The sequence below is a fragment of the Salegentibacter echinorum genome, from assembly GCF_900129445.1.
Lineage (GTDB): Bacteria > Bacteroidota > Bacteroidia > Flavobacteriales > Flavobacteriaceae > Salegentibacter > Salegentibacter echinorum.
On record NZ_FQVT01000022.1, the window covers coordinates 11,905 to 37,202 of the forward strand.

Sequence of the window (25,298 nt, forward strand, 5' to 3'; positions counted from 1 at the left end):
TTGCTTGATTGTAATTACACCATAGAACCTTAAATCCCTCAAAATCAAGGAGTTTTTATTTGACTCGAATTCGGAAAACATAAATTAACCAACAATGCCAACCCAAACTAACGAACAAGCCTTAGAAGCCGCCATCCAGGAAACACTTTCCGGTATTACCATAGAGAGGATCAAAGAGCAGGATCCTAATGCGAACATCGCAGAGGAGTCTGAGCAGTATCTTTCAGGTAATGGTTACTACATTGGTGATCCCGATGATTTTGATGCAAAATATGCCATCGATACAAGAAGGTTCTGGAGTTTCCTTGAAGAAACGCAAAAGGTGGAACTGGAAAAGCTGCAAAGGCATGGAGACTGGAAATTAAAGATCCTGGAACGCCTGGACAGGATGATCAAAAAATACGGGGTGTTGCGTATTTTAAAGAAAGGCCTGGACGTAGATGATGCACATTTTACTTTATTTTACCAGGCTCCGCTGGCCAGCAGCAGCGACCGGGTAAAAAAACTTTTTAATAACAATCAATTTAACGCTACCCGGCAATTACGATATTCTGTTGAGAATCCGCGGGAGGAGATTGATATCGTGATTTTTATAAACGGCCTACCTGTTATTACCGCAGAATTAAAAAATCACTGGACCGGACAGAATGCTAAAGTACACGCCCAAAAGCAATACAAGTTTGATCGCGATATAAAACAAACTTTGTTAAACTTCGGTCGATGCCTGGTACATTTCGCGGTGGATACCGATGAGGTTTATATGACCACCAAATTAAATGATGGCAATACCTTTTTTCTGCCTTTTAATAAGGGTGATAATAACGGCAAAGGAAATCCGGTAAATCCCAACGGACATAAAACAGCTTACCTCTGGGAAGAAGTGCTTACTAAAAAAAGCCTGGCGAATCTTATTCAGCATTTTGTTAGGCTGGACGGGAAAGCTAAAGATCCTTTGAACACAAGAACCCTGTTCTTCCCAAGGTATCATCAAATGGATGTGGTACGGCAAATCATAGATCACGCCGGCAAAAATGGTGTAGGGCAAACTTATCTTATTCAGCATTCGGCAGGTTCTGGTAAATCGAATTCCATTACCTGGGCAGCATTTCAACTTATTGAAACCTATCCCGAGCTAGAAGGAATCCACGGCAGCAAAGGAATGGAAAAACCTTTATTTGATTCTGTAATCGTAGTAACCGATAGGCGCTTACTGGATAAACAGATACGAGATAATATTAAAGATTTTTCTGAAGTCAAAAATATAGTAGCTCCCGCCTACTCTTCCAAAGAATTAAGGGAGAGCCTGGAAAGCGGAAAAAAAATCATCATTACTACTATTCAGAAGTTTCCATTTATTATTGATGGTATTTCAGATTTGAGTGAGAAACGTTTTGCGGTAGTTATAGATGAGGCGCATAGTTCACAAAGTGGTTCTGCGCATGATAAGATGAACCAGTCTATGGGGCAGCAAGTACAGGAGGAAGATGACGAAGATGTGCAGGATAAGATCATAAAAGCTATGCAGGCCAGGAAGATGCGCGGAAATGCCTCCTACTTAGCTTTTACTGCCACACCTAAAAACAATACTTTAGAGAAATTTGGCGTAAAACAGCAAGACGGTTCCTTTAAGCCTTTTCATCTATATTCTATGAAACAAGCTATTGAAGAAGGCTTTATCCTGGATGTACTGGCGAATTATACCACTTATAAAAGTTATTATGAAATCGAGAAATCTATAGAAGATAATCCCCTATTCGATTCCCAAAAAGCACAGAAGAAATTAAAGGCTTACGTAGAAAGTCATCAACAAACCATAGATACGAAAGCCGAAGTGATCCTGGATCATTTTATTCCTAATATCGTCAATAAGAAAAAACTTAAAGGCAAAGCAAAGGGGATGGTGGTCACGCAAAGTATAGTTTCTGCCATTCGGTATTATAAAGCTTTAAGCAGGATTCTGGAACAAAGAGGAAATCCCTTCAGGATTTTAATTGCTTTTTCCGGCTCTAAAACCGTAGATGGAATTGAATATACCGAAGCTGATATGAATGGTTTTGGTGAAAAAGATACCAAAGAAAATTTCGATAAAGACGAATACCGCATTTTAGTGGTTGCGAATAAATACCTTACCGGATTTGATCAACCAAAGCTTACCGCGATGTATGTAGACAAAAAACTGCAGGGTGTTTTGGCCGTTCAGGCTTTATCAAGATTAAACAGGTCGGCCGATAAGCTGGGGAAGAAAACCGAAGATATTTTTATCCTGGATTTCTTTAATTCTACCGACGATATCAGGAAATCCTTTGACCCTTTTTATACAGCCACTTCTTTAAGCGGAGCTACAGATATTAATGTACTTCACGAAATAAAAGAAACTTTAGATGAAACCGGAATTTACGAACAGCAAGAAGTTGAACTTTTCTGTGAGAAATTCTTTATGAAAGAAGATGCCCAGAAATTGAGTCCGATCATCGATGCGGCTGCATATCGCTTTAATACTGAACTGGAACTTGAAGATGAGGACAAAGCCGATTTTAAGATCAAAGCCAAGCAGTTTGTGAAAATTTACGGACAGATGGCGGCAATTATGCCGTATGAGATGCTTACCTGGGAAAAATTGTTCTGGTTCCTGAAATTCCTTATTCCGAAATTGATCGTAAAAGATAAAGATGCTGATAATTTGGATGAGTTACTGGAATCGGTAGATCTATCTACTTATGGATTGGAGCGTACTAAATTAAATGAGGTTATAGGTTTGGATGCATCAGAAACAGGTTTGGATCCGCAAAATCCAAATCCACGTGGCGCGCATGGTGAAAAGGAAGAAGACATCCTGGAAAATATTATCAGGAATTTCAATGAAAGATGGTTTCAGGGCTGGGAAGCAACGCCAGATGAGCAGCGAATGAAGTTTATCCAGTTGAGTAAACATATTCAGCAACACCAGGATTTTCAAGATAAGGTGGCCAATAATGCCGATCAGCAAAATAGCGACCTCGCCCTCAAAAGAATTATTGAAGACGTGATGCGCAAACAAAGAAAAAACGAACTTGACCTCTATCGCCTGTATGCCAAAGACGATGCTTTCTATCAGGCATTTTTTGATACGATGAAGAGGATGGTGAGTGCGGGGGAGAGTAGGAATTTTTAAAAATTAAAAAACGATAAATAGGCATTTATGGCAAAATATTTACGAACATCGAGTATTACTGCAGAACTTGAAAATCTAATTCGAGATGCTAAAGAAAAGGTCTATATAATTAGCCCTTATTTGAAGCTTTCCGATCATATTCGACAGCTATTAAATGATAAGGAAAGAGAGAAAGTAGAGGTAAGGATAATCTTTGGCAAACAAGAACTTGCACCAACAGAGATGGAGTACCTAGAATCTTTAAGTTATGTCCGTCTTTACTTCTTCAAAAATCTACATGCAAAATGTTATCTGAATGAATCTAAAATGATAATTGCTTCTATGAATCTATATGAGTTTTCTCAGCAACACAATCGAGAAATGGGCATTTTAATTGATACTGTAGTTGAGCACGATAGAGAGGCTTATGAAGATGCCATAAAAGATGTAGATTCTATTCTTCATAATAGCGAAGATTTTTCTTATGTAAAAGCACCAAAACGACAGCCAAATAAGGAGGCCGAAAAAATCAAACCTAAGGAAACATCGAACAATTTTTCAAATTCTAAGTACTTAACTACAAAAGAACTTTCTAAAAAGACTGGGCTAAGTAGTAGAAAAGTCAATTCTGTATTAGTGAAAAATGAATTAATGTATAAGAAAGAAGATGATTGGTATTCAACAGAAAAAGGAAATAAGCTAGGGGCAATTCAAAAGGAAGGAGCTTATGGCAAATTTATAATATGGCCAGAAGAAATAGCAGACAATATTCTTAAATAAATCTAAAAAAAACACAGCATGAAAGAAAGTATATCTATTGAAAATGTACAGCAAGTTAAGAACGTAGGAGAGTTAAAAAAAATATTGGAGAAATATTCTGATAATACAGAGCTTGTAGCTAATACTCATAATGGAGTAACTGAATTATATCTTGGTACCACGCATCCAATTGGCGATAGAGATACCGAAGATGAAACTCTACTAATATTTGGGGGCAAAGAATAGTAAATAGCCGATTTTCTAATTTTCCAACTATATTACACTTGGAATTAAGACTTTTCACTAGGTCAACTATATGAGCTTAGAAATCACCCACATCCAGGGCGGCGTGCGCGAATTTGAAAAAACCGGGGTTTACCCAGAATACCTGCTTTTCAACCTGCCCGGCACTAAACAAAGTTGGAGAGTGAAGGTCAAGAAAAAACCACAGACCGGTAATTTAAAAAGTAAAGAAGTGGTCGTCCATGAATACAGCTTTGACGGCCACTTTTGTAAAAATTAGAAGGGTCAATGTAGGCTTCCTTTAAAAATACAGTGTTATTTTATTGATAAATCGATTTAAACTAGAGGCTTATTTCTATAGAAGAAGCAAGAGTTGCAGTAAAAATCATTTTGCTTCCTACTAAAAACTTACTTTCAAAAATTCAGGATCTATTTTTCAAAAGAATATCTGAAGATAAAAATGATCAAATCTTGTAGGGTAAGTTAATACTAATCCCGGTCTTTTTATAATTGCTTTTATTTATTTTCGCTTTATGAATCCACGCCCCCTGCTTCATATTTTTGGTGTTCTCTCTTTCCTGCTGCTATCCTTCTGCAGCAACGAAAATATTTCTTTTGAACCTACAACCAGGAAAGATTCTTCATTTACTTATTTTGAAAAGGGAAGGAATTCCAAAGAAATCAGGGATAAAATCGCTAATTTTAATAAGGCACTTCAAAGTGTTACGCAAAAGAATGACACACTTATCCCCATTATTCTTGACTATAAAATATATTATCACAATAGATTAAAGAAATATGATAGCTCGCTCTATTTTTCAGATTCTCTTATAAATACGGCAACTGCCCAAAATGATTCAAATTATATGGCAACAGGGTACTACAGGAAATCTGTAGTTTTTGATTACTTAAATCGCGATAAAAAGGTCTTTGAAAATGCATTTAAAGCACGGCAACTCTATTTAAAAATTGGCGACACTGCCAAAGCCGGACGAAGGACTACTGAAATGGCCATCGCACAAAGTCAGTTAACCGATCATTCCGGGGCCCAACAAACTGCTACTGAAGCTTTAAGATATCTTGCCGCTGAGGATTCTACTTTTGTGAGCAGTGCTTATAATACCATTGCCACAGCCTACCGTAACCAGGGATTTTATATGGATGCTATAACCGAATGGAGAAATGCCCTTACCTATGCTATTTCAACCAGGGATAGCCTGAGCAACCTGAATAATATCGCGCTCGCTCTTCAGGATCAAGAAAAATACGACGAGGCTATAAAGATTTTTAAAAATATCATCGAAAGATCCAGTTCAAAAAATATCCTTTCTAAAGCCAGGTTTATAGATAATCTAGCTTATACAAAATGGTTACGGGATTCATCAGTAAACGTTAAGGATGAATTATTGAAAGCTACCAATATAAGGCAAAAAAAAAATGACAGAAATGGCCTTTTAGCCAGTTATGATCATCTGGGAGATTATTACCAAAATAAGGATTCCCAAATTTCAAAACTGTATGCCGATAGCTTACTGTTAACTGCCAGGGCTATTAATAGTAAGTCGGCACAGCTTACTGCTATAAAAAAATTAATTCAGCTTTCTTCTTTAGAAAAAACCAGGGAATTATCTAATCGTTACATACTGCTTAATGATAGTATAAAAGCTGAAAATATCCAGTCGAAAAATCTCTTCGCTAAAATTAGGTTTGATGAAGAACAAAAGCAAAAAGAAATTAATAACCTGGAAGCTAAAACTATAAAACAACTACTGGAAGCCGAAGAACTTAAGAATCAAATGATCGTTCTCTCCCTTGGAGGTTTACTATTAACCGTATCGGGAGGCTTCGGTTTTTATTATTTTAGACAAAAGCATAAAAAAGAAAAGCTACAGGAAGTTCATAAAACCGAAACGCGTATCTCTAAAAAAATACACGACGAGCTGGCCAACGATATTTACAATATGATGAGCAGCGTGGAGCCTGTTGCTTCTTCCAACATAATGGATCAATTGGAAGATATTTATTCCCGAACCAGGGACATTTCACGCGAAAATAGCGATATCGATACCGGAGAAAACTTTATTACTCACCTACTAAGTACACTCTCTAAAGCTACACCTGCAGGTGCCAAGCTTATTATTAACGGGGAAAACTCCATAGAATGGAAAAAGGTTTCTGCAGAAAAGAAAATAGTGATATACCGCGTGCTTCAGGAAATTATGATAAACATGAAGAAACATAGTGCAGCCGGTTTCGTTGCCATTATCTTTTCTAAAAAAGAAAAATTTCTCCATATAAATTATTCCGATAATGGCCGTGGAAGCGAGCTTGCCACAATAAAATCTGGCAACGGACTCCGAAATGTGGAAAACCGTATTTTTTCCATAAACGGAACAATTATCTTTGATTCTGAAATAGGAAAAGGATTAAAAATAAGTATCCGGGTTCCATTATAATTCCAATATGTTTAAAAAAGTTTTGGTTGCAGAAGACATGGACAGCATTAACCACGCCGTGGCTGTTGTCCTACAAGAATTGGGTATTCAGGAAGTGGCACATGCCCAATATTGTGATAAAGCCTGGCTTATGGCAAAAAAGGCGCTCAACGAAGGAAATCCCTTCGATTTGCTTATTTGCGACCTTTCCTTTAAACCCGACCATAGAGAGGAGAAGATAACATCGGGGAAAGAACTCATAGCCTGTCTTAAACAGGAAGATCCTTCCTTACAAGTTATCGTGAATTCTATTGAAGACCATCCGCAAACGGTGAAAGAGCTATTGGAAACCGAAAATATTGATGGCTATGTTTGCAAAGACCGCAATGGATTAAAAGAACTTCATAAAGCGCTGCTTGAAGTGTATAACGGAGGAAAGTATAATTCGCCCTCTATAGAAAAAGCACTTCAACAGAATAACCTGCTGGTATTAAACGATTTCGAAATACACATAGTAAATTATCTGGCCCTTGGATTCACTCAGGATGAAATTCAGCAGAAATTAAAAGATGAAAACATAAAACCAAGCAGTAAGAGTGCTATCGAAAAACGTTTAAAGGAATTGAGGGAGGAATTTAATGCCAATACCAATCCACATCTTATTGGAATTATGAAAGATTTGAAACTAATTTAAAACCTCTTCTGTTCCAGAAAATGAGCAAAGCAAATAGAGTAAAAATCACTCTTCCAGAATTTTCTCTTAACCTGAATTCGACCTAAAAAAAAACACGCAACCACCCCTTCTTCAGCGAAGCTGAATTCGTCCCCTCCTTGCCAGGGATGGGAGCAGGCTTATCGGATTACTTAGTTGAATCAAAAGCGTTCCTTCCTTTTTATGCAAAGGTGGCTTCTTCTGCGATAGCCAATGAAGTCGGAAGGATAGATTTGTGATAAGATTTAAGGGAAATCAATCAGTTAAAACCGTTTTTTAAAATCTAAAAATCATTGAAACCCCTGTATATTCGAGTATTCGTGGCAACTTTTTTAAGCTTTAAATTTGAACCTATTACGCCAATATTACCGTTTTTCAAAACTTTTGTAAGAGGTCTCGAACTGACGGTCTTTGGACTTCAATCAAGTTAGGTCGAACTGAGGTTCCTAATTCATAGACTTGTAAAAGCACAAAACAGGCTAATGCCCCCGGCAACTAGAATACTGTCCTTATAGATCCTAAAAAGTTCTGGCCAATATTGTCCCAGCATAAACATTATCGCTATTGCTATTAAGAAGATAAAAATAAACAAGTATATCAATTGCCAGATTTCACGAGGCCTGCCGTAATCATTTACAAATATGCTTTTCCAACGGAAGGGCTCTTCTCTACTTTTATCTACATAATCATCTACCTTAGTCATAAAATTTTCATTCGTTGAATCGGCGTGGTGGGCTAATTTGATCTTATTTTTCTTTACATTATTTTCAATAAGAAAGACCAGGGATTTAATTAGTTGTAAGATGCTTAACAGGATTAGTAAGGTCGTAGAAAGTACGAACGGGGAAACCATAGAAAAAACCGCAGAATCCTTTGAATTACATCTCATTTGAGCTCTTTTGTAGGCAGCTGAAACAGCATTAATCCATTTCTTTGCCTCTAAAGTAAATGGAAAGTTTTCTTTTTCAGAATTATCCTTGAAGCTCCCATTATAGTCCTCATCAAACATTGGCATATTAAAGATCTTAAAAGGTTAAAACCTAAAAGAATTTCAATTAGGCTATTACACCTCGAAACTATCACACATAGGCGTCAATTCAAGTCGTTTTAAATAAAGAAGGTTATAAATTCCGGATGCTCGTTTCTTTAATGTAGTTTAAGGAATCTGCATAATTTCTTATCAACGCAAAACCCGGAAATAATCCGGGTTTCTAAGCAATTGAGCATTTTTTTTATAATTCAGAAGTACTTCTGAAACTTCGAGAAGTTAGGTCTTTTGCAATCCCAGCTTTCATCTTTAAATATTCTTCTTTTGTAATTTCAGCAATTTCTCTGACTTTGCCATTTTTATTAAGTTTTGCGATGGAATATTCAGGCACTTTTTCGTTACTGGCAAGTGATGGATCCATTAAAGGAGTACCTTCCACAATAATTTTAGATTGACCATACAATATAGCCCACCAGGACTTTGAATAAACAACTCCATCAACTAGAGCAACCGCTCCCGGTGTTGATTCTATCGCCCTATCAATGGCTTCCTTCAAATGAGGTCTACCAAAGGGTATAACCAGGATAATATGAGCTTTATCCACGCCTTCCTTTCTTGATCTTCCCTTAGTAAAAGTACTAGCCTTAGATAAATCTACATTTTTCGTAGAAATAATAGTAAAATCTGTAATTCGATGAGCACAACTTGAAAACAGGATACAAATGAGTAGTAAAAGAGTAATTTTTTTCATAAATATTTTAATTGAACCATTTCAATCTCAAAAATGAAGTTATCTATTTTAAAACGTGAGATTGTAACCAAGAAGTGACTGATAAGTTTCGTCCTCAATTAACGCTTTCAGCCAACAAACCTAGCCGGTCTTAATTAAATTTCCTTACGGGTTTCCGTAAAACAGACTTCCTTATCTACTGAAATAGAATCCGCCATAAAACTTATGCTACATTAAAAATACAGTTGCTAAACCGCAGGCGATAAAGCAATCTCATTTCATGGATTTAGCTTTAAAACATACAAGTGCTATATAGAGATAGCGAAATTGATTATAATTGCTTTATGCAGAAAGCAATTATGGAGAGTTACTGTTAAAATTTCAGTCGAAAATTGTGCAAATTCCTCTGGTAATTTGTAATCTAAGCAGGGCAATAAGATACAGTAATAGTTACTCCAACCAGTTCATCCACTCTTGTTGTGTAAGGAATGGCACATCGTTTCGCTCGCATACATTTATAGTGTGACCCGTGCCACCAGTTTTAGGTTTATCTAAATCATCATAGAAAAATGCGAAACTAATTGGCGGCACACCGGAATTAGTGCCAAGCACTTTCACTGTATCACGAAGAATATAGGCCGCTTTGATGACGTACCTATTATTTTCTCCGGCCACATATTTATCTATGAGCTTTTTCATTCTATTGTGAGATTTAGATTCATAAACTACTTCGGGCTCATTGACCAAATTAATTGCATCCAGGGATACGGTATCGCTTGCATAATTTTTATTTTTCGATGACCTTTATAAGGCGTAATCACTTGAAGTCGGCTTGGATCAACACTTGCCACTCCTTTTGAAAAGTAAAGGTCTGATCCGTCTGCATTACCACTCCTAAAAGTAGCTTTGGGCAGCTTTTCAGCAAGTATTCTACCTAAAGCCTCCAGTTTTGGTTTATCAGTTTCCTTTACCTGGCGCTTTCCTTACAGTAAAATAATGACAGCTGTTTGATTGTAAGTTTCTATAAACTCTGATAATCTCATATTATCTATTTGGATATACAAAAAGAGCTCCGAACGGCGACAAGAAATGACCTTTATAAAGGAATAAAGCGCCTCCGATGTAAATTAAAACTTTGACTTTTTGAGCTGAATCACTAATATTTGGTTAATTCACTACAAACTTAATTTTTATGTTTTACTTAAAATTAAAATCCGCTTCGCCCTTTAATTTTCCTTTACCCTACATATTGGAAAAATTACGGACTGAAGCGGATTTATTCTGAACATTAAACACTATAGCAATTAACTTCGCTATTATATTTTCAAAGATGTATAGAGAATACGCCAGAGTATGACGTGAAGAAAATATTACTAGAACAATTAAATAATTTTTATATAAAAGTAGTGTTTAAGCATCTTTAAAGGATTTATATTGCTTAAAGAAGCGCTCTCTGTTTAATGTGAGAACGCTTCCTTTTTTAATAGGCTAATTCTACTTTATTCTAGCTTGAAATTCTGAAATAGTATTGTTGTAACTTCTTAAAACCCTATCCCATTCTTTATATAAATGATCGCTTTTTACACTGGTCATTGCATCACCAGATTCTTCACTTACCAATTTAACTTTAAAAGCAAGGGGATTTATAGACGACTCTTTTACAATGATTCTGGTTCTAATGGTATTTTGCTTAAAAGTTTGAAGAGACCAGGCAGTTCTTAAATAACCCGTTTCCTTATCTGTCATTTCAATAACATCAATATAATTTAAAACAATCTGGTTAATTATTTTCCAGGCTTTATCTCTGGAGGTTACATTAACAGGAATTTCAATATCTACATTTGCTATATCGGTTTGTACCGAAGCATCAAACGCATCATCATTTTTCATCTCGAAATAATGCGTTTTAGGCGGCTTTGCCATCCCTTTTTGATTGCAGAATTCAATTTGTTCCTCTAAGTAACCTATTTTTTTAGCAGTAACGCTTACACAATCATCCTTAGGAACCAATATGCGAGCTGAGCCTTTACCAATCATTTTGCCATTTACATAAATTTCGGCATCAGATTGGGAGGTACTTACCTGGATTTTCTTTTTTCCGTAGGTTACATCGGCATGATTTGTAGCTGATACAGCAACCACCGAAAAGGTGAGAAATAAAAAAGCAAGAAATGTAATTTTAGTGTTCATATAGTTTGAATTTAATTATTTAAAATGAGAAACCGATTCCGATATTAAAAGTGAGGCCGTCATAGATCATATCAAGAAAGCCACTATCTGCATCCAGGTCTAATTCCTGGTACTCTGTAGAACCATCTTCGTACTCCACACGTATAGGAAAAGTAGAAGGAAAAGGACTAAAGGCATAACCCACCTCTGGCCTAAAGTAGAAGAACCCACCCCACTTTGCTCCAGCCTTTATATTCATCGAGCTATTTGAAAAATCTATATAACCATCACCGGGAGAGCCATTTTCATTTTCATCGTAATCAGGTAAATTTCCTTTTAAACTATAGTTAGAATAACTAATACCGGCGTATAAACCTTTTCCGGGCTTAAAGAAATAATAGTTAATACCTCCTTCAAAATAAATGAACTTCTGCTCCATTATCTCAGCGCCTTCTTCAGTTTCAAAACCAAAATCATCAGCATCCATATTTAAATTGGTATAATCGACACTTACGGCAAATTTTCGATTTAAAACAGGAAGAACATATTCTGCATTAGCGCTTAAAATATTTGGTATACCAGATTTAACCCCAATACGAAAATGCCGTACATCCTCAAATTCGTTTTGAATTTGCATTTGCTGAGAAAATGAAGCAGTTCCATTTAGAATTAAACAGCCAACTATAAAAAGTTTGTAAAATTGTTTCATGGTGTTTTTTTAATAAAACATTAATATTTATCAAAATTATAACCCGTTATGAAATAAGGCAATACCACATTTAAGGTATTTTTCATACCTTACAATCGTTAAAATTTTAACTTTTATGAGCACAGAATTTAATGCCATTGCCCGCTATTGGAAACAAACCTATAGCCAGACCAGTGAAGAAATAAAAAAATATGAGCATTCGGCTCAATTTAAGAGAATGGCCGATTTTATGGCGCCGGGTAAATCTTACTATTACATCGCCAACTTCCAAAACTTAGAAATAGAAATGATTTCTAATTCGGTATGCGAATTTATTGAAAAAGACAGTGTGCCGGAAAATGGAATCGATTTTCAAGAGATTTTAGCTTTGGCTCTTCCCGAGGAAATTGAAAAAATTCAACGTAAAGAACGGGTGATAAGAGATTTTTTTATCGATTATTTACCATCCGAAAAAGTTCTGGATTATAAAGTTCTTTATACCTATGTTTTAATGGATCATAAGGGTAAGCGAAAAGTTATGTTACAGCAAGCTACCCCACTTTCTCAAGATAAACAGGGCCGCTTTGTTCATGTATTTAGCATCCATACCGATATAACTCATTTAACCAACCAAAGTGTGGAGGAGGTTTCATTTTTAAATATTCAGGGAGGTAAATCTTATCTCAATGTATGTACTAAGAATGGAAAATTTGAACCCGGGAATCACAGCATAAACACCGGAATAGAAGAGGTATTGTCAAAACGAGAATTGGAAATTACTAAATTAATAGCTGAAGGCTTAAGTGCCGAAGAAATTGCAGAGAAACTTTTTATTTCAATACATACCGTTAGAACACACCGTAAAAACATCCTGAAAAGAACAAATTCTAAGAATATTGTTCAATTGGTTGCACGCACTATCGCAGCTGGGATTATTGCTCCAAGCTTATAAGCAACTATAGAAGGCCTGTAAAAAACAGCAAGCCTTCTATAACTATAGCTTAGCATTCTATTAATTATTCTTTAATCGAAATTAGGTTTCCTTGTGAATCATAATATTCTGTTTTCAGAATATTTTCGTCCTGATCTTTATATTCTATTCGGTAATTACCGGTATCCTCTTCAATTATTTTCCATTCAGAATAACCGTTTTCATCCCAGATCACTATTTCATATAAAAAGCCCTGATAAGTAGTTTCTGCCTTTTTAGGATCTCCATTAGGATAAAATTCTACATAATCACTTACATAATCCCCTACTTTAATTAACAAACGTTCTAATCGTTCTTCTTCGTTATAAAAATAAGTGTCGGTGCGGTCTCTTCCTAAAAGATCGACGGTTTCCCGATGTCTTTCAATAAGTACATTATTTTCATCATAAGAATATTCCCATAGATACTCTAAAGCCTGCTCATTGTTAAATAACATAGATAAAGTCTCCATTTCCCCAAATTCAGTATAGGTATAAGAATGTTCATAAATTACAGAGCTCTCAGATTCATTTTTGTAACGAATTTCCTTTATAAGATTTCCGCTTTCGTTATAAATAAATACATTTTTATGTGCCAAATTGCTATTGAAATAAGAAGAAATGGCCTTAATAGATCCGTCCTCATTCTTTTCTAAATCATATTTCCAATTGGAAGAATTAGCATTGCTCCAGGAACTTAATTGTCCTTCCAGATTATACGTAACCTGGTTCATCGCTTTATTTCCCGGCTCTCCATAATTATAATACTGGGTTTCTATGTTCTTTGGCAAATTAAATTCATTATAGTTAGAATAAGTATAAGTTCTAACTATCCTGTAAGGGTGCTTTTCATATTGTATAGATTGTGATGGATTGCCATTTTCATCAGTTTTATGTATCCATATTGATGCAGTATTGGGCAAATAAGGTTTTGCATAAATATTCCAGCTTTCAATAGTGGGAAGAAAATCGGTAAATAATAAATCGTCCGGTTCATAAGAAGTATTTAAAGAGGCAGCTAAGTGAGTTGCTGCTTCTTCAGGATAAACTGGATTTAGATCAATTCCTGTTCTTTGATTTACATCGTTAACAATCTCACCAATTACTTGAGTAATCGAACCCGAGAAATTAACGGTATCCATTTCAAGAGCGTCAACTACGGTCTGCTCAATTTTAATTCCGTTTTCGGGATCACCATCAATATCCAAAGTTTGTAGAAAAGCTGCAATGTTTTTTACCTCCTTTGATTCTAAAGTAGCATCTGAAGTAGAAGCAATAGATATTGGCGTAATTTCTTCCTGTCCTACGGCACTACCGATTTTAATATCACCTACAAAAAAGACAATTTGCTCTCCTTCTGCATATGAAAACTGTCCCTTAGCATCGGTATAACCGCTAAAAGATTCAGATTCATAGAATAAACCTTCAACCGGACTATCAAGGAAAACACCAATATGTTCCTCTGGTTGGGAGGATAAGTTTTCACCATTATCATCTGTACTACACCTCAAAAAGATGAATGCAACGATAATTAAGATTAGTGATTTTGTAATTTTATTTTCCATTTCAATAAGTTTTAAGTTCCAAACTTATGTTTTAATATCGCTCATGTAAATACCCTCTTTGCGGTAATTTTTAATCTCACACAAAGACTTAGAGATATATTCAATAAAGCAAAATCAGTAGAAGTGGCTTATACCAAACTTGCCCACTGGCACAAAGATGTAGAGGATACAGGGTTTAAGGCTTTTAACACCATAGCCAACACCATTACTCTTAATTACAGGTCTATTCTCAATTACTTTATCAATAGAAGCACCAACGCTTCGGCAGAATCCTTTAATGCAAAGATAAAAGCGTTTAGAGCTCAGTTTAGAGGAGTGAAAAATGTTGAATTCTTCCTATATAGATTAACTACAATTTTTGCTTAAACACCACATTTAGGCTTGATCCGAGAAAAGCCTCTCCTAAACAGGAAAAGCTTTGTGCTGAAGTAGTAATAAACTCAAGCAATTCACGGATTTACCATATATTCTTACAGAGAAATTACCCCATAAAAAAAGCCCCTCGATTGAGGAGCTTTTTGCAATTTTGCGGTCTGGACGAGACTCGAACTCGCGACCCCCTGCGTGACAGGCAGGTATTCTAACCAACTGAACTACCAGACCAATTTTTTATCAAGCGATTGTAAAATTCGGTATTTCTTTGTTTTTTCAAAAATTTTTCCCGAAAAATCGCATCTTTTCTTGTATTAAATTTTTCAAAGTAAACTATTTCCCAGGGAATTTTCCGACTGGTGTATCTAGATTTCCCATCATTGTGATAAAGTAATCTTCTATTTAAATCATTTGTTTGACCTATATAAAAACTATGATCCAGTTTACTCTTTAAAATATATACAAAATACATTATGAACGTGTTGTCTTAGTGACAGGCAATCCCGAGTACTCGGGATAACCAACTGAACTACCAGACCGTGCTTGTTATTTAAAGACTTACAGCTCGTCTTAATTTGAAGTTCTAATAACCTCAATGCGTTATTGCGAGGGCAAATATACACCCGTTTTACAATTCCACAAACCTTTTTTAAAATTTTTTCAGAAAAAAATTAAAGCCTTAGCCAAACTTTTGTCTTTCAATAAAATAGCTGGTCAAAATTTTATCAAAATTTTTATTGATATCGGCTTCCACATAGCCAATCTTATATTTGGCACATTCCATTTGCAAATTCTCAATATATTCCTTCACTGCTTTTTTATAATCCTCCCTAATATTGTCTGAATACAAATCTATACTTGCACCGGTTTCCACATCGGTAAAACGCCTGGGAATATTGTCGAAATCAAATTCAAATTCTCTTTTTTTATCTATCACATGAAACAACACCACCTCGTGCCTATTGTATTTTAAATGACGCAAAGCTTCAAAAAGAGCGGTTTCATCGGTATCGGCCTGAAACATATCGGTAAAAAGAAACACTAAAGAACGCCGTTTTAGCTTCTCGGCGATTTGATGTAAAAAAGTATAGGTTTTGGTCGTTTTATGATCTTTTTTCTTTAAAATACTTTTATTTAGGGCGTCCATTAGCATATAGCGATGCCGGTCACTACCTTTTTCAGGAGCATAAAATTCAAATTCATCACTGTAAACACTAAGGCCTACTGCATCGCGTTGCCGCTTTAAAATCTGCATAATACTGGCGATAGAAAGTACCGAAAAACCAATCTTATTCAGGCTGTCTATTGCATATTTTTTCCGTTTAGGATAGTGCATTGAAGCCGAATTATCTAAAATAAAATGACAGCGTAAATTAGTTTCTTCCTCATAGCGTTTCGCGTACAACTTATCGGTCCTGGCAAAAAGTTTCCAGTCTATGTGCTTGGTACTTTCGCCCCGATTATAGCTTTTATGTTCGGCAAATTCCGCAGAAAACCCGTGGAACGGACTCTTATGAATTCCCGAAATATAGCCTTCAACCACCTGCCGGGCCAGTAATTCCAAGTTTCCAAAACCCGCAGCCGAATTATAAACTTCCTTCTTTACGTCCATAGCAACTAAGATACTATCCTAAACAAAAAAACCCGACTCAAAGCCGGGTTTTATACATTTTATACCGCAAGATACTATAAAAGCTCATCAATAGCTTCAGCATAAGTATTTTTTGGCGCCACGCCTACCTGGCGACCTACTACTTCTCCGTTTTGGAAAATAAGCACAGTAGGAATATTTCTAACGCCATATTTGGCTGCAAATTCCTGATTCGCATCAACGTCCAGCTTTCCTACAACCGCTTTTCCGTCATATTCATTACTAATTTCGTCAATAATAGGACCTACCATTCTACAAGGTCCACACCAGGCTGCCCAAAAATCTACCATTACAGGTTTGTCACTTTTAAGCACCTGCTCTTCAAAATTTGCATCAGTTAATTCAATAGCCATAATTATTTGTTTTTAATTTCTGTTAATATCATCAAAGTGTAAAATTAGTCAATTATTTTCGCTTTCCTTACAAGAGCCGCATTGTATTTAGTTATAGGTATATTTATGGGTTTTATTTGGCGGTTACCCCGCGCCTGTAGCGCGCGGTCGGGCTTTCAGCGCTACACGGTAGCGGCTTCAATCCCTAACCGGGGCGTTTTCAGTGGGCAGTTGGCAGTTGCAGTGTGCAGTCGCAGTAAGCAATGGATAAAGATTCTTTTTCAGGCAAGATTAAAGGTCAAACATCAAACAAAAAAAGATTGCCGCGCTCCTTCGTCGCTCGCAATGACTGCAAACATTCTAAAAACCCAATCCAAAACTGAGAAATGAGAACCCGCAACCGATATCCGCACCCCATTCCCTTTCCCCTTAGGGGAGAGGGCTAGGGAGAGGGGCTTCTAGTTCAACTTATACATCACTTGCTCCTCCTCCAGCGTATGTAATAACTCTTGTGAAATTTTCACCTTTTGTTTTTTACTGGGCATATGCAATTTCACCTGATCTTTCATTTCATAGACCACAAAATTCAACTTATGGTCGCCACGATGCGTCCTAAACACATCCTTAAACCAATCGATCTTTTCTTCCTGAAGATCGTCTATATTCAATTGAATAGTCAGTTTCTTTGCAAATTGGTCCATCACATCGTGCAGCAGGTAAATGTTATTAAACTGCAACCTGGGTTCTCCCTTTTTACCGGTTTCCTTATTGGTCCAACCTTCCTTTACAAAAACCTTTACGTGTACGAAGGAGTTGGGAACTAAAAAATGCCTGAATTTCAAATATTCTTCCCCAAACATCCTAAATTCATAAGTATCTGTATAATCTTCTATAGTGAACATAGCCCAGCCTTTCCCCATTTTAGACACCCGGTGCTGCACATCGCTTATCACTCCGCCAAAGGTAATATCCCTGTTTACACATTTTTCTAAATCCTGGAATTCGCCGAGTTTCCCATTGCAAAAATACTCCATCTCATATCTAAAATCGTCCAGCGGGTGACCCGAAATATAAATCCCAACAACCTCACGTTCCCGTCTTAGTTTTTCCATAGTACCCCATTCTTCACAAGGCGGCACCACAGGTTCGGGAATTTGCACTTCACTGGCATCTCCAAAGAGGCTTACCTGCGAAGAGTTTTCATTCTCCTGATATTTCGCGGCATATTTTATCACTTTTTCCAAAAAGGTAATGCCATCACCTTCATCGTGAAAATATTGTGCGCGGTGGGTCACGCCAAAACCGTCAAATCCGCCGGCCAGTGCCAGGTTTTCAAAAGCTTTTTTATTGGCTGCCCTAAGGTCTATACGCTTGGCCATATCGAAAATAGAGCGATAAGGTCCCGCGTTGGATTTTCGGTTTTCCACAATAGTTGCTACCGCACCGGCACCAACTCCTTTAATGGCTCCCATCCCAAAACGGACTGCATTATTTTTATTTACCGAGAATTTATAAAAGGATTCATTTACATCTGGACCAAGCACTTCCAACTTCATCCGCTTGCACTCTTCCATAAAGAAGGTCACCTGCTTGATATCGTTCATATTATTGGAAAGCACCGCGGCCATATATTCAGCTGGATAATGAGCTTTTAAATAAGCCGTTTGGTATGCAATCCAGGCATAACAGGTGGAGTGCGATTTGTTAAAAGCATAGGCTGCAAAGGCTTCCCAGTCTTTCCAAATCTTTTCCAACACATCCCGTGGGTGCCCTTTTGCTTCCCCGCCATCTAAAAACTTCGGTTTTAATTCTTCTAGCAAAGCGAAAATCTTTTTACCCATCGCTTTACGAAGTACATCGGCTTCACCTTTACTAAAGCCAGCCAGTTTTTGCGAGAGCAACATCACCTGCTCCTGGTACACCGTAATTCCATAAGTTTCCTGCAGGTATTCCTCCATTTCAGGCAAATCGTAAGAAATATCTTCATCCCCGTGTTTCCTGGCAATAAAGCTGGGAATATATTCCATGGGACCGGGACGATACAAGGCATTCATCGCAATAAGATCGTCAAACACCGTGGGTTTTAGATCTTTCATGTGCTTTTGCATTCCGGGGGATTCATATTGAAAAATCCCTACGGTTTCCCCGCGCTGGAAGAGTTTATAGGTTTCTTCATCATCCAGCGGAAAATCATCGGGCACCAAATCTATATTATGCCTGCCTTTTACAATTTTTACCGTGTCTTTTATAAGAGTTAGGGTTTTTAAGCCCAGGAAATCCATTTTTAGCAGGCCTGCATCTTCAACTACCGAGTTATCGAACTGCGTCACATACAGATCTGAATCTTTAGCCACCGAAACCGGCACATAATTCGTTATATCACTTGGCGTGATAATCACCCCACAGGCGTGAATTCCAGTGTTCCGCACTGAGCCTTCCAGCACCCTTGCTTTATTCACTGTTTCGGCTTCCAGGTCTTCTCCTTCAGAAATATTTAAAAGTTCATTGACTTTTTCTAAATCTTCACTCCTAAATTTTTGTTTCAGCTGTTTTTCATCCATCCCGAAAATTTTTCCGAGTTTGGACATGGTTGGGATCAATTTCGAAATCCTATCGGCATCCCCCAACGGCAAATCCAGCACCCTGGCCGTATCCCGAATGGAAGATTTGGCGGCCATAGTACCATAAGTGATAATTTGTGCCACCTGGTTGGCGCCATATTTTTCGATCACGTAATCCATTACCCTTCCCCGGCCTTCATCATCAAAATCGATATCAATATCGGGCATACTCACACGATCGGGGTTTAGGAAACGCTCAAAAAGTAAATCGTATTTTATAGGATCAATATTGGTAATTCCCAAACAATAGGCCACAGCACTACCTGCCGCCGATCCCCGGCCTGGGCCCACCGAAACATCCAGATTTCGGGCTTCCCTAATAAAGTCTTCCACAATAAGGAAATACCCGGGGTAGCCGGTATTCTCAATTACCGAAAGTTCAAAATTAAGCCGCTCGGCGATTTCCGGGGTTACTTCCCCATAACGTTCTTTTGCCCCCAGAAAAGTAATGTGTTTTAAATAGGCATTTTCCCCACGCTTCCCGCCATCATTCTCATCTTCGGCTACCAGGAATTCATCGGGAATAGTAAAAGCAGGCAGCAATACATCCCGCGCCAGCTCAAAAGGTTCAATTTTATCTACTATTTCCTGAACATTACTAATGGCTTCCGGTAAATCTTTAAAGAGATTTTTCATCTCTTCACCACTTTTAAAGTAATATTGATCATTGGGTAAACCATATCGATAACCGCGCCCACGACCAATTGGCGTGGCCTGCTTTTCACCGTCTTTAATACACAGTAAAATATCATGCGCGTTGGCATCTTCCCGGGCGCAATAATAGGTGTTGTTGGAGGCAATTAATTTTACATCGTGTTTTTTTGCAAAATCTATCAACACCGGATTCACCCTGTCTTCATCCTCCTGATTATGACGCATCAACTCGATATACAAATCGTCGCCAAAGGTTTCCTTCCACCACAATAAAGCTTCCTCTGCCTGATTTTCACCAACATTCAGCACTTTACTCGGCACCTCCCCATAGAGGTTTCCCGTGAGTACAATTACATCTTCTTTATACTGCTCAATTACTTTCTTATCTATTCGCGGCACATAATAAAACCCATCTGTATAGGCTTTAGAAGACATCTTTGCCAAATTGTGGTAGCCATTTTTATTTTTGGCCAACATCACCACCTGGTACCCGTTATCCTTTCGGGATTTATCAAGATGATTTTCGCAAACAAAGAATTCACAACCCACAATTGCTTTTAGTTCAGGGGCTTCTGCCGGTTCATTGTTGGCTAAAGCTGCTTCATTTTTTTCTTTAATTGCTTTATTATAATCCCCAACTGCTTTTACAAAGTGAAAAGCACCCATCATATTTCCGTGATCGGTAAGCGCCACCGCTGGCATATTTTCTTTCCCGGCCACATTTACCAGGTCTTTTATGCTTATGGTTGACTGCAATACCGAAAACTGAGAATGGTTGTGCAAATGAGAGAATGGAATCTCATCTAATTTCTCGAGGTTCTCCTGAATCTCTTCGGTTGTAATTTCTTCGGAAGGCTCTTGTTTTTGAAGCTTCTTTCTTATTTTATCGGAAGCTTTTTTAAGATTAATATGCTTTAAACCGATAAGTTCAATAGGCTGCGGATTCTCCTCTGAAAATTTCTCAAAATAATCGCCTGGCACATCCAGTTCTTCCACAGTAAAAACCCGCTGTCTAATTAGCTCCAGAAAACAACGTGTAGTAGCCTCTACATCGGCAGTAGCGTTATGTGCTTCTCCAAAAGGCTCATCGAAAAGATGTTCGTGCAACTCGGTTAAGGTAGGTAGTTTGAATTTTCCTCCCCTTCCACCGGGAATTTTACACAGGTTTGCGGTAACTTCGGTACAGGTATCTAAAACCGGTAATTCCTGCAGGGTATTTTCAAAATTCTCCCTATGGAATTCGGCGCCCATAATATTAAGGTCAAACCCTACATTTTGGCCAACCACAAATTTCGTTTTATCTAAAGCTCTCTGAAATTTCTCCAGCATCTCGCCCAGAGGAACCCCGTCTTGGGCAGCAAGCTCAGTAGAAATTCCGTGTACTTTTTCGGCATCGTATGGAATATTAAACCCTTCGGGCTTAACCAGGTAATCCTCACTTTCTATAAGCCGGCCCATCTGGTCGTGCAATTGCCAGGCAATCTGGATACATCTTGGCCAGTTATCAGAATCGGTTAAAGGAGCATCCCAACGTTTTGGAAGTCCGGTAGTTTCAGTATCAAAAATGAGGTACATGGGCTGTAAAAATTACGTATTTATCTGATTTTCAGTATTAAAATTCAGCTGAGAAAATGTCTGAAAAGAGGATAAAATTACATATATTTTAGCGTAGGCTCAAGTTAATTTTCAAGCATTTATTAACGGATTAATATTAGGGGATTTACAGTCCTTAAACCATACCACGCCGGCTTTTTAATTCTTAGAATAAGCCAACCGGTTCATCAACATTGCTGATTTTTAATCCTACCAGGTTTTAAAAAGTATTCGTGAATTCGTGGCAAGAAATTGAATTCATAAAGAAAAACCTCACAGAATCCGTAAAGACGGCAAACTGTGAGGTTTAATACGAACACTAAAAACTACTACTTCAATCAAACATCTGCTCGTATTTATTAAATGACCCTAGTTTAATAAAGCTATTGTTTTTCAAATGTACTGTCATTCCGACGTAGGAGGAATCCATTTTCTATTCTAATAGAGATTCTTCACTCCGCAAGCTGTGTTCTGAATGACAAATTAACACCATACTAAACTATAGGCATAAATTCTAATACCAAAAAAACCAGGTATTGAGAGTGTTCTTAATTTGAAAGTTCTAACCCCTTCATTTTATTAAGAGAAGCCACAATTTGATTTTTTTGTTTCAATAATAAATTTGCCGTAGACGCCGGGATTTCGGGATCTTTAAGCACCTCTTCATACTCCTGGGCTGCAACTTTCTCCCCTCTTACGGCTTCTTCAAGTGCTGCTTCATCCTTGTTTGCCGAGAGGGTGGTTTTTAAATTCATCCAGGTACGATGGGCATCACCAGCCAAACTGGAACTTTTATCAGGATTTTGCCCGAAATTGCGAATTTCAGTTTCAAGCGCGTGGCCAAAATCGTATCGCTCCTGAGCTCTTTCCATAAAAAAAGCTCTCAGTTGCGGATCCTGGGCATTTTCTGCAGCATATCTATACCCCTTCTCGGCATCATAATTCTTCTCCAGTAAAGCATTTAATTTATTCGAAACTTTTTCAGAGTAACCCATATTTATATTTTCTAATTACAGTAAAATATTCCGATGCATACCCAAAAGCCTTTTTATAAGAAAATTATCCAGGATTTAAGCAGGCATCAGAATTTTAAACCTTGATTATCCAGTAGATAAAGATAATATGCCTGTCCCATAGCAGCAACGTGTTTAACAGGCTTTAGCACTTATTAACTGCTTTTAACAGCGGCGGGATATTTTCTAATAAAATCATCCTAATTTTATTATTTTCAGTATAGAATTGTCCAGTTCCTTGTGGCTTGCTTCCCCAAAAATTTCTATTTTTTATACTGTAATAAAAATTCTTCCAACCACTTGTGAATTAGAAAAATATAATATCTTTGCAGCCTTATTAATAATCGGGGTCGGGTACCCCACAATTTAAATTTTATGTCTGTAAAATTAAGATTACAACGACACGGTAAAAAAGGAAAACCTTTTTTCTGGATTATTGCCGCAGATGCGCGTGCAAAAAGAGATGGTAAATACTTAGAAAAACTAGGAACTTACAATCCAAACACCAATCCTGCTACCATCGAATTAGATGTGGACAAAGCGGTAGAATGGTTAGATAACGGTGCTCAGCCTACAGAAACGGCACGTGCTATCCTTTCTTACAAAGGTGCAATGCTTAAGAAACACCTTGCCGGTGGCGTTAAAAAAGGAGCTTTAACCGAAGAAGAAGCCGAGAAGAAATTCCAGGCCTGGGTTGAAGAAAAAGAAGCTAAAATTGCGGCTAAGAAAGATAACCTGACCAAAGAAGAGCAGGAAGCCAAAAAGAAGGCTCTTGATGCTGAAAAAGAGGTAAACGCAAAGCGTGAAGCTGAAGCAAAAGAAGCCGAGGCGGCAGCTGCTGCTGAAGCTGAAGGTGCGGCAGTAACCGAAGAGGATGAACCTGAAGCTAATGTGGAAAAGGAAGTTGATCAAGAGACTGCCAAAGAAGCAAAAACCGAAGAGAAAAAAGGCTAATACGAATTAACGATGACTAAAGACGAATGTTTCTTCTTAGGAAAAATCGTTGGTAAATTTAGCTTTAAGGGAGAAGTGCTAATTAAATTAGACACCGATGTCCCTGAAATGTACACAGAAATGGAATCAGTACTCATTGAATATAATGAGAACCTGGTTCCATTTTTTATTGAACGCAGCTCGCTACAAAAAAGCAGCCTGCTTAGAGTGAAATTTGAGGATATTGAGACAGAAGAAGACGCTGAAGACTTAGTTGGCGCCTTCACCTACCTGCCACTTACTATGCTTCCCAAACTGGAAGATGACCAGTTCTACTTTCACGAGATTATAGGATTCCAGGCTATAGATACAAACCACGGCAATATTGGCGAAATCACTTCGGTAAACGATAGCACCGCCCAGACTCTTTTTGAAATAAAAAAAGACGGAAAAGAAATCCTAATCCCCATTAACGACAAGTTTATCGAAAAGATAGACAAACCAAACAAAACCATCCATTTATCTACTCCCGAGGGCCTTATAGACCTGTATCTTGGATAATTGATGTGATAATGCGGTAATTCGGGAGTCGTTAATTCGAGAGTCGGGAGTCGGGAGTCCAAATTTAAAACCTTTATTTGATTCTAAACTATCGCATGTATAATGACCCAAAGCCTGGCGATAGCCGACCCAAACTAACCAACCATCATTGCGAGGAGCGTAGCGAAGTGGCAATCTGATGTCGATGTTGGTGATATGTTGAAGTGATAATACGCTTATGCGGTGATTCGGGATTCGTTGATTTGAGATTTCGAAAGGAGATTGCTTCAGTTGCCAAAAAAGCAACTTCGCAATGACATCATCACATAACTCGTAGCTCGGCGACAGCCGACCAAAATTACAACGATCGTCATTGCGATGAGCGTAGCGAAGTGGCAATCTGGTGTTGATTTGGTAATGAGATAATACAGTAATTCGAGAATACATTACTTTAAAAAACCTTAATCAAATTGAAAAATCATACGATATATAGCTAATAATTCCTGCTTTTCTAAAGTGGTTAGACTTCCTAATTTGCCTTTAATTAGCACTTTCTCTAAAGTACAGATTTTAGTAGCTTTTATGACCGAAGTTTTTTTTAGCTGATTATATTTAGAAGGATCAATACGTAATTCCAGTGAAGTAGGTCTAATTATTTTTGAAGTGATAAAAGCTGCAAGAACATCTAATTTGTCCACATAAAGGATAACGGCCGGTCTCCTCTTACTTCCTTTTAAATTTGTAAAAGGAAAAGAAACCAAGACAATATCTCCCTGCTTCATCAATACTTCTCGATTAAATCTTCATCATTATAAAGGTCTTCTTCTTCCTCTAAAAAACTAAATGTCTCAGACTTACCCGCATATTCCTGCAACTCTTCCTGCAGTTCTTTATTTTCATTTTTTTGGATCAGAAACTCAACATAATCAGACACTTCCCTCAATCTCCACTTTGGAAGTTTGGCCAAATTCGTAAACGTTTTTTCTAAAATTGCCTGCTTTTTCATAGCACATAATTTGTCTTAAATATACAAAATTAGATGATGCGATAATATGGTGAAGCGGGATTCATTGATTTAAAAAGAGATTGCTTCAGTCGTTCCTCCTTATCATTGACGTATTTATGTAACCAACTGTTTTTCAGAAAGTTCATATCCGAGTTTTCTTGCTATTTTCAAGATATTTCGTTGTTTTTGTTCGAC

General features: G+C 37.4%; 23 protein-coding genes and 1 tRNA gene. 10 read left to right on the forward strand and 14 right to left on the reverse strand.

Translation table 11 applies throughout. The annotated features are described in order from the left end of the window. Positions 1–94 precede the first annotated feature (94 nt). The 6 genes from BUA71_RS16470 to BUA71_RS16495 all read left to right on the forward strand — a co-directional run bounded on the left by BUA71_RS16470 (position 95) and on the right by BUA71_RS16495 (position 7,261). Positions 95–3,151, forward strand: coding sequence for a type I restriction endonuclease subunit R (locus tag BUA71_RS16470; RefSeq protein WP_072881748.1), 3,057 nt, complete (start codon positions 95–97; stop codon positions 3,149–3,151). 27 nt (positions 3,152–3,178) lie between these two features. Next, on the forward strand, positions 3,179–3,910 hold the full coding sequence (locus BUA71_RS16475) for a phospholipase D family protein (RefSeq protein WP_072881750.1): 732 nt from the start codon (positions 3,179–3,181) through the stop codon (positions 3,908–3,910). An 18-nt stretch (positions 3,911–3,928) separates the two neighbouring features. Next, a complete protein-coding gene (locus BUA71_RS16480) occupies positions 3,929–4,135 on the forward strand; it encodes a hypothetical protein (RefSeq protein WP_072881752.1) in 207 nt (68 codons plus the stop codon). Between the two features lie 70 nt (positions 4,136–4,205). Then, positions 4,206–4,412 carry a hypothetical protein gene (locus BUA71_RS16485; RefSeq protein ID WP_072881754.1) on the forward strand — a complete coding sequence of 69 codons (207 nt, stop codon included), beginning with the start codon at positions 4,206–4,208 and terminating at the stop codon, positions 4,410–4,412. A gap of 253 nt (positions 4,413–4,665) precedes the next feature. Next, entirely contained in the window at positions 4,666–6,588 is a 1,923-nt protein-coding gene (locus BUA71_RS16490) for a sensor histidine kinase (RefSeq protein ID WP_072881756.1), read from the forward strand. A 7-nt stretch (positions 6,589–6,595) separates the two neighbouring features. Then, a complete protein-coding gene (locus BUA71_RS16495) occupies positions 6,596–7,261 on the forward strand; it encodes a response regulator (protein ID WP_072881758.1) in 666 nt (221 codons plus the stop codon). A gap of 469 nt (positions 7,262–7,730) precedes the next feature. Here BUA71_RS16495 and BUA71_RS16500 read toward each other — a convergent pair whose 3' ends face one another. The 5 genes from BUA71_RS16500 to BUA71_RS16520 form a co-directional block, all read right to left on the reverse strand. Beyond that, the gene (locus BUA71_RS16500; protein ID WP_072881760.1) at positions 7,731–8,294 is read right to left on the reverse strand and encodes a hypothetical protein; all 564 of its coding nucleotides are present in this window, start codon (positions 8,292–8,294) and stop codon (positions 7,731–7,733) included. A gap of 217 nt (positions 8,295–8,511) precedes the next feature. Then, on the reverse strand, positions 8,512–9,018 hold the full coding sequence (locus tag BUA71_RS16505) for a hypothetical protein (protein ID WP_072881762.1): 507 nt from the start codon (positions 9,016–9,018) through the stop codon (positions 8,512–8,514). A gap of 429 nt (positions 9,019–9,447) precedes the next feature. After that, on the reverse strand, positions 9,448–9,696 hold the full coding sequence (locus tag BUA71_RS16510) for a hypothetical protein (RefSeq protein ID WP_072881763.1): 249 nt from the start codon (positions 9,694–9,696) through the stop codon (positions 9,448–9,450). 795 nt (positions 9,697–10,491) lie between these two features. After that, on the reverse strand, positions 10,492–11,187 hold the full coding sequence (locus BUA71_RS16515; RefSeq protein WP_072881765.1) for a hypothetical protein: 696 nt from the start codon (positions 11,185–11,187) through the stop codon (positions 10,492–10,494). Positions 11,188–11,206: 19 nt separating this feature from the next. Then, on the reverse strand, positions 11,207–11,875 hold the full coding sequence (locus tag BUA71_RS16520; RefSeq protein ID WP_072881767.1) for a hypothetical protein: 669 nt from the start codon (positions 11,873–11,875) through the stop codon (positions 11,207–11,209). Positions 11,876–11,990: 115 nt separating this feature from the next. Between BUA71_RS16520 and BUA71_RS16525 the strand changes: the two genes are divergently transcribed. Continuing rightward, entirely contained in the window at positions 11,991–12,806 is an 816-nt protein-coding gene (locus BUA71_RS16525) for a response regulator transcription factor (protein WP_072881768.1), read from the forward strand. 64 nt (positions 12,807–12,870) lie between these two features. Here the strand turns inward: BUA71_RS16525 and BUA71_RS16530 are convergent, their stop codons facing one another. After that, a complete protein-coding gene (locus BUA71_RS16530; RefSeq protein WP_072881770.1) occupies positions 12,871–14,388 on the reverse strand; it encodes a hypothetical protein in 1,518 nt (505 codons plus the stop codon). 36 nt (positions 14,389–14,424) lie between these two features. Here BUA71_RS16530 and BUA71_RS16535 point away from each other — a divergent pair, with 36 nt between their 5' ends. Continuing rightward, entirely contained in the window at positions 14,425–14,754 is a 330-nt protein-coding gene (locus BUA71_RS16535) for a transposase (RefSeq protein WP_072881772.1), read from the forward strand. 163 nt (positions 14,755–14,917) lie between these two features. On the opposite strand, the gene BUA71_RS16540 is transcribed toward BUA71_RS16535, so the two are convergent. The 6 genes from BUA71_RS16540 to BUA71_RS16565 all read right to left on the reverse strand — a co-directional run bounded on the left by BUA71_RS16540 (position 14,918) and on the right by BUA71_RS16565 (position 22,606). After that, positions 14,918–14,991: transfer RNA gene (locus BUA71_RS16540), tRNA-Asp, on the reverse strand. Continuing rightward, entirely contained in the window at positions 14,969–15,232 is a 264-nt protein-coding gene (locus tag BUA71_RS16545) for a GIY-YIG nuclease family protein (RefSeq protein ID WP_072881774.1), read from the reverse strand. Before BUA71_RS16545 ends, BUA71_RS16540 begins: the two co-directional genes overlap by 23 nt. Before the next feature lie 207 nt (positions 15,233–15,439). Further along, positions 15,440–16,372, reverse strand: coding sequence for a DUF58 domain-containing protein (locus tag BUA71_RS16550; RefSeq protein ID WP_072881776.1), 933 nt, complete (start codon positions 16,370–16,372; stop codon positions 15,440–15,442). Positions 16,373–16,446: 74 nt separating this feature from the next. Next, positions 16,447–16,764 carry a thioredoxin gene (gene trxA / locus BUA71_RS16555; RefSeq protein ID WP_072881778.1) on the reverse strand — a complete coding sequence of 106 codons (318 nt, stop codon included), beginning with the start codon at positions 16,762–16,764 and terminating at the stop codon, positions 16,447–16,449. A gap of 437 nt (positions 16,765–17,201) precedes the next feature. Next, a complete protein-coding gene (gene dnaE, locus BUA71_RS16560) occupies positions 17,202–21,593 on the reverse strand; it encodes a DNA polymerase III subunit alpha (protein WP_072881781.1) in 4,392 nt (1,463 codons plus the stop codon). Positions 21,594–22,159: 566 nt separating this feature from the next. Next, positions 22,160–22,606: a ferritin-like domain-containing protein gene (locus BUA71_RS16565; protein WP_072881783.1), complete on the reverse strand. Its 447-nt coding sequence runs from the start codon at positions 22,604–22,606 to the stop codon at positions 22,160–22,162. Positions 22,607–22,999: 393 nt separating this feature from the next. Between BUA71_RS16565 and BUA71_RS16570 the strand changes: the two genes are divergently transcribed. Beyond that, positions 23,000–23,578, forward strand: coding sequence for a 30S ribosomal protein S16 (locus BUA71_RS16570; protein WP_072881784.1), 579 nt, complete (start codon positions 23,000–23,002; stop codon positions 23,576–23,578). 12 nt (positions 23,579–23,590) lie between these two features. Then, complete coding sequence (rimM, locus tag BUA71_RS16575) at positions 23,591–24,118, forward strand: ribosome maturation factor RimM (RefSeq protein ID WP_072881786.1); 528 nt, start codon at positions 23,591–23,593, stop codon at positions 24,116–24,118. Positions 24,119–24,558: 440 nt separating this feature from the next. Here the strand turns inward: rimM and BUA71_RS16580 are convergent, their stop codons facing one another. After that, entirely contained in the window at positions 24,559–24,879 is a 321-nt protein-coding gene (locus BUA71_RS16580; protein WP_072881788.1) for a type II toxin-antitoxin system PemK/MazF family toxin, read from the reverse strand. Further along, positions 24,879–25,103: a hypothetical protein gene (locus BUA71_RS16585; RefSeq protein ID WP_072881790.1), complete on the reverse strand. Its 225-nt coding sequence runs from the start codon at positions 25,101–25,103 to the stop codon at positions 24,879–24,881. Before BUA71_RS16585 ends, BUA71_RS16580 begins: the two co-directional genes overlap by 1 nt. Between the last annotated feature and the right edge of the window lie 195 nt (positions 25,104–25,298).

Coding starts and splice junctions, on each gene's coding strand:
- BUA71_RS16490 (WP_072881756.1), top strand. CDS start 4,666: ATGAATCCACGCCCCCTGCTTCATATTTTTGGTGTTCTCTCTTTCCTG.
- BUA71_RS16530 (WP_072881770.1), bottom strand. CDS start 14,388: ATGGAAAATAAAATTACAAAATCACTAATCTTAATTATCGTTGCATTC.
- BUA71_RS16545 (WP_072881774.1), bottom strand. CDS start 15,232: ATGTATTTTGTATATATTTTAAAGAGTAAACTGGATCATAGTTTTTAT.
- BUA71_RS16520 (WP_072881767.1), bottom strand. CDS start 11,875: ATGAAACAATTTTACAAACTTTTTATAGTTGGCTGTTTAATTCTAAAT.
- BUA71_RS16550 (WP_072881776.1), bottom strand. CDS start 16,372: ATGGACGTAAAGAAGGAAGTTTATAATTCGGCTGCGGGTTTTGGAAAC.
- BUA71_RS16480 (WP_072881752.1), top strand. CDS start 3,929: ATGAAAGAAAGTATATCTATTGAAAATGTACAGCAAGTTAAGAACGTA.
- BUA71_RS16525 (WP_072881768.1), top strand. CDS start 11,991: ATGAGCACAGAATTTAATGCCATTGCCCGCTATTGGAAACAAACCTAT.
- BUA71_RS16500 (WP_072881760.1), bottom strand. CDS start 8,294: ATGCCAATGTTTGATGAGGACTATAATGGGAGCTTCAAGGATAATTCT.
- BUA71_RS16570 (WP_072881784.1), top strand. CDS start 23,000: ATGTCTGTAAAATTAAGATTACAACGACACGGTAAAAAAGGAAAACCT.
- BUA71_RS16505 (WP_072881762.1), bottom strand. CDS start 9,018: ATGAAAAAAATTACTCTTTTACTACTCATTTGTATCCTGTTTTCAAGT.
- rimM (WP_072881786.1), top strand. CDS start 23,591: ATGACTAAAGACGAATGTTTCTTCTTAGGAAAAATCGTTGGTAAATTT.
- BUA71_RS16475 (WP_072881750.1), top strand. CDS start 3,179: ATGGCAAAATATTTACGAACATCGAGTATTACTGCAGAACTTGAAAAT.
- BUA71_RS16510 (WP_072881763.1), bottom strand. CDS start 9,696: ATGAAAAAGCTCATAGATAAATATGTGGCCGGAGAAAATAATAGGTAC.
- BUA71_RS16580 (WP_072881788.1), bottom strand. CDS start 24,879: ATGAAGCAGGGAGATATTGTCTTGGTTTCTTTTCCTTTTACAAATTTA.
- BUA71_RS16515 (WP_072881765.1), bottom strand. CDS start 11,187: ATGAACACTAAAATTACATTTCTTGCTTTTTTATTTCTCACCTTTTCG.
- BUA71_RS16565 (WP_072881783.1), bottom strand. CDS start 22,606: ATGGGTTACTCTGAAAAAGTTTCGAATAAATTAAATGCTTTACTGGAG.
- BUA71_RS16585 (WP_072881790.1), bottom strand. CDS start 25,103: ATGAAAAAGCAGGCAATTTTAGAAAAAACGTTTACGAATTTGGCCAAA.
- BUA71_RS16470 (WP_072881748.1), top strand. CDS start 95: ATGCCAACCCAAACTAACGAACAAGCCTTAGAAGCCGCCATCCAGGAA.
- BUA71_RS16485 (WP_072881754.1), top strand. CDS start 4,206: ATGAGCTTAGAAATCACCCACATCCAGGGCGGCGTGCGCGAATTTGAA.
- BUA71_RS16495 (WP_072881758.1), top strand. CDS start 6,596: ATGTTTAAAAAAGTTTTGGTTGCAGAAGACATGGACAGCATTAACCAC.
- dnaE (WP_072881781.1), bottom strand. CDS start 21,593: ATGTACCTCATTTTTGATACTGAAACTACCGGACTTCCAAAACGTTGG.
- trxA (WP_072881778.1), bottom strand. CDS start 16,764: ATGGCTATTGAATTAACTGATGCAAATTTTGAAGAGCAGGTGCTTAAA.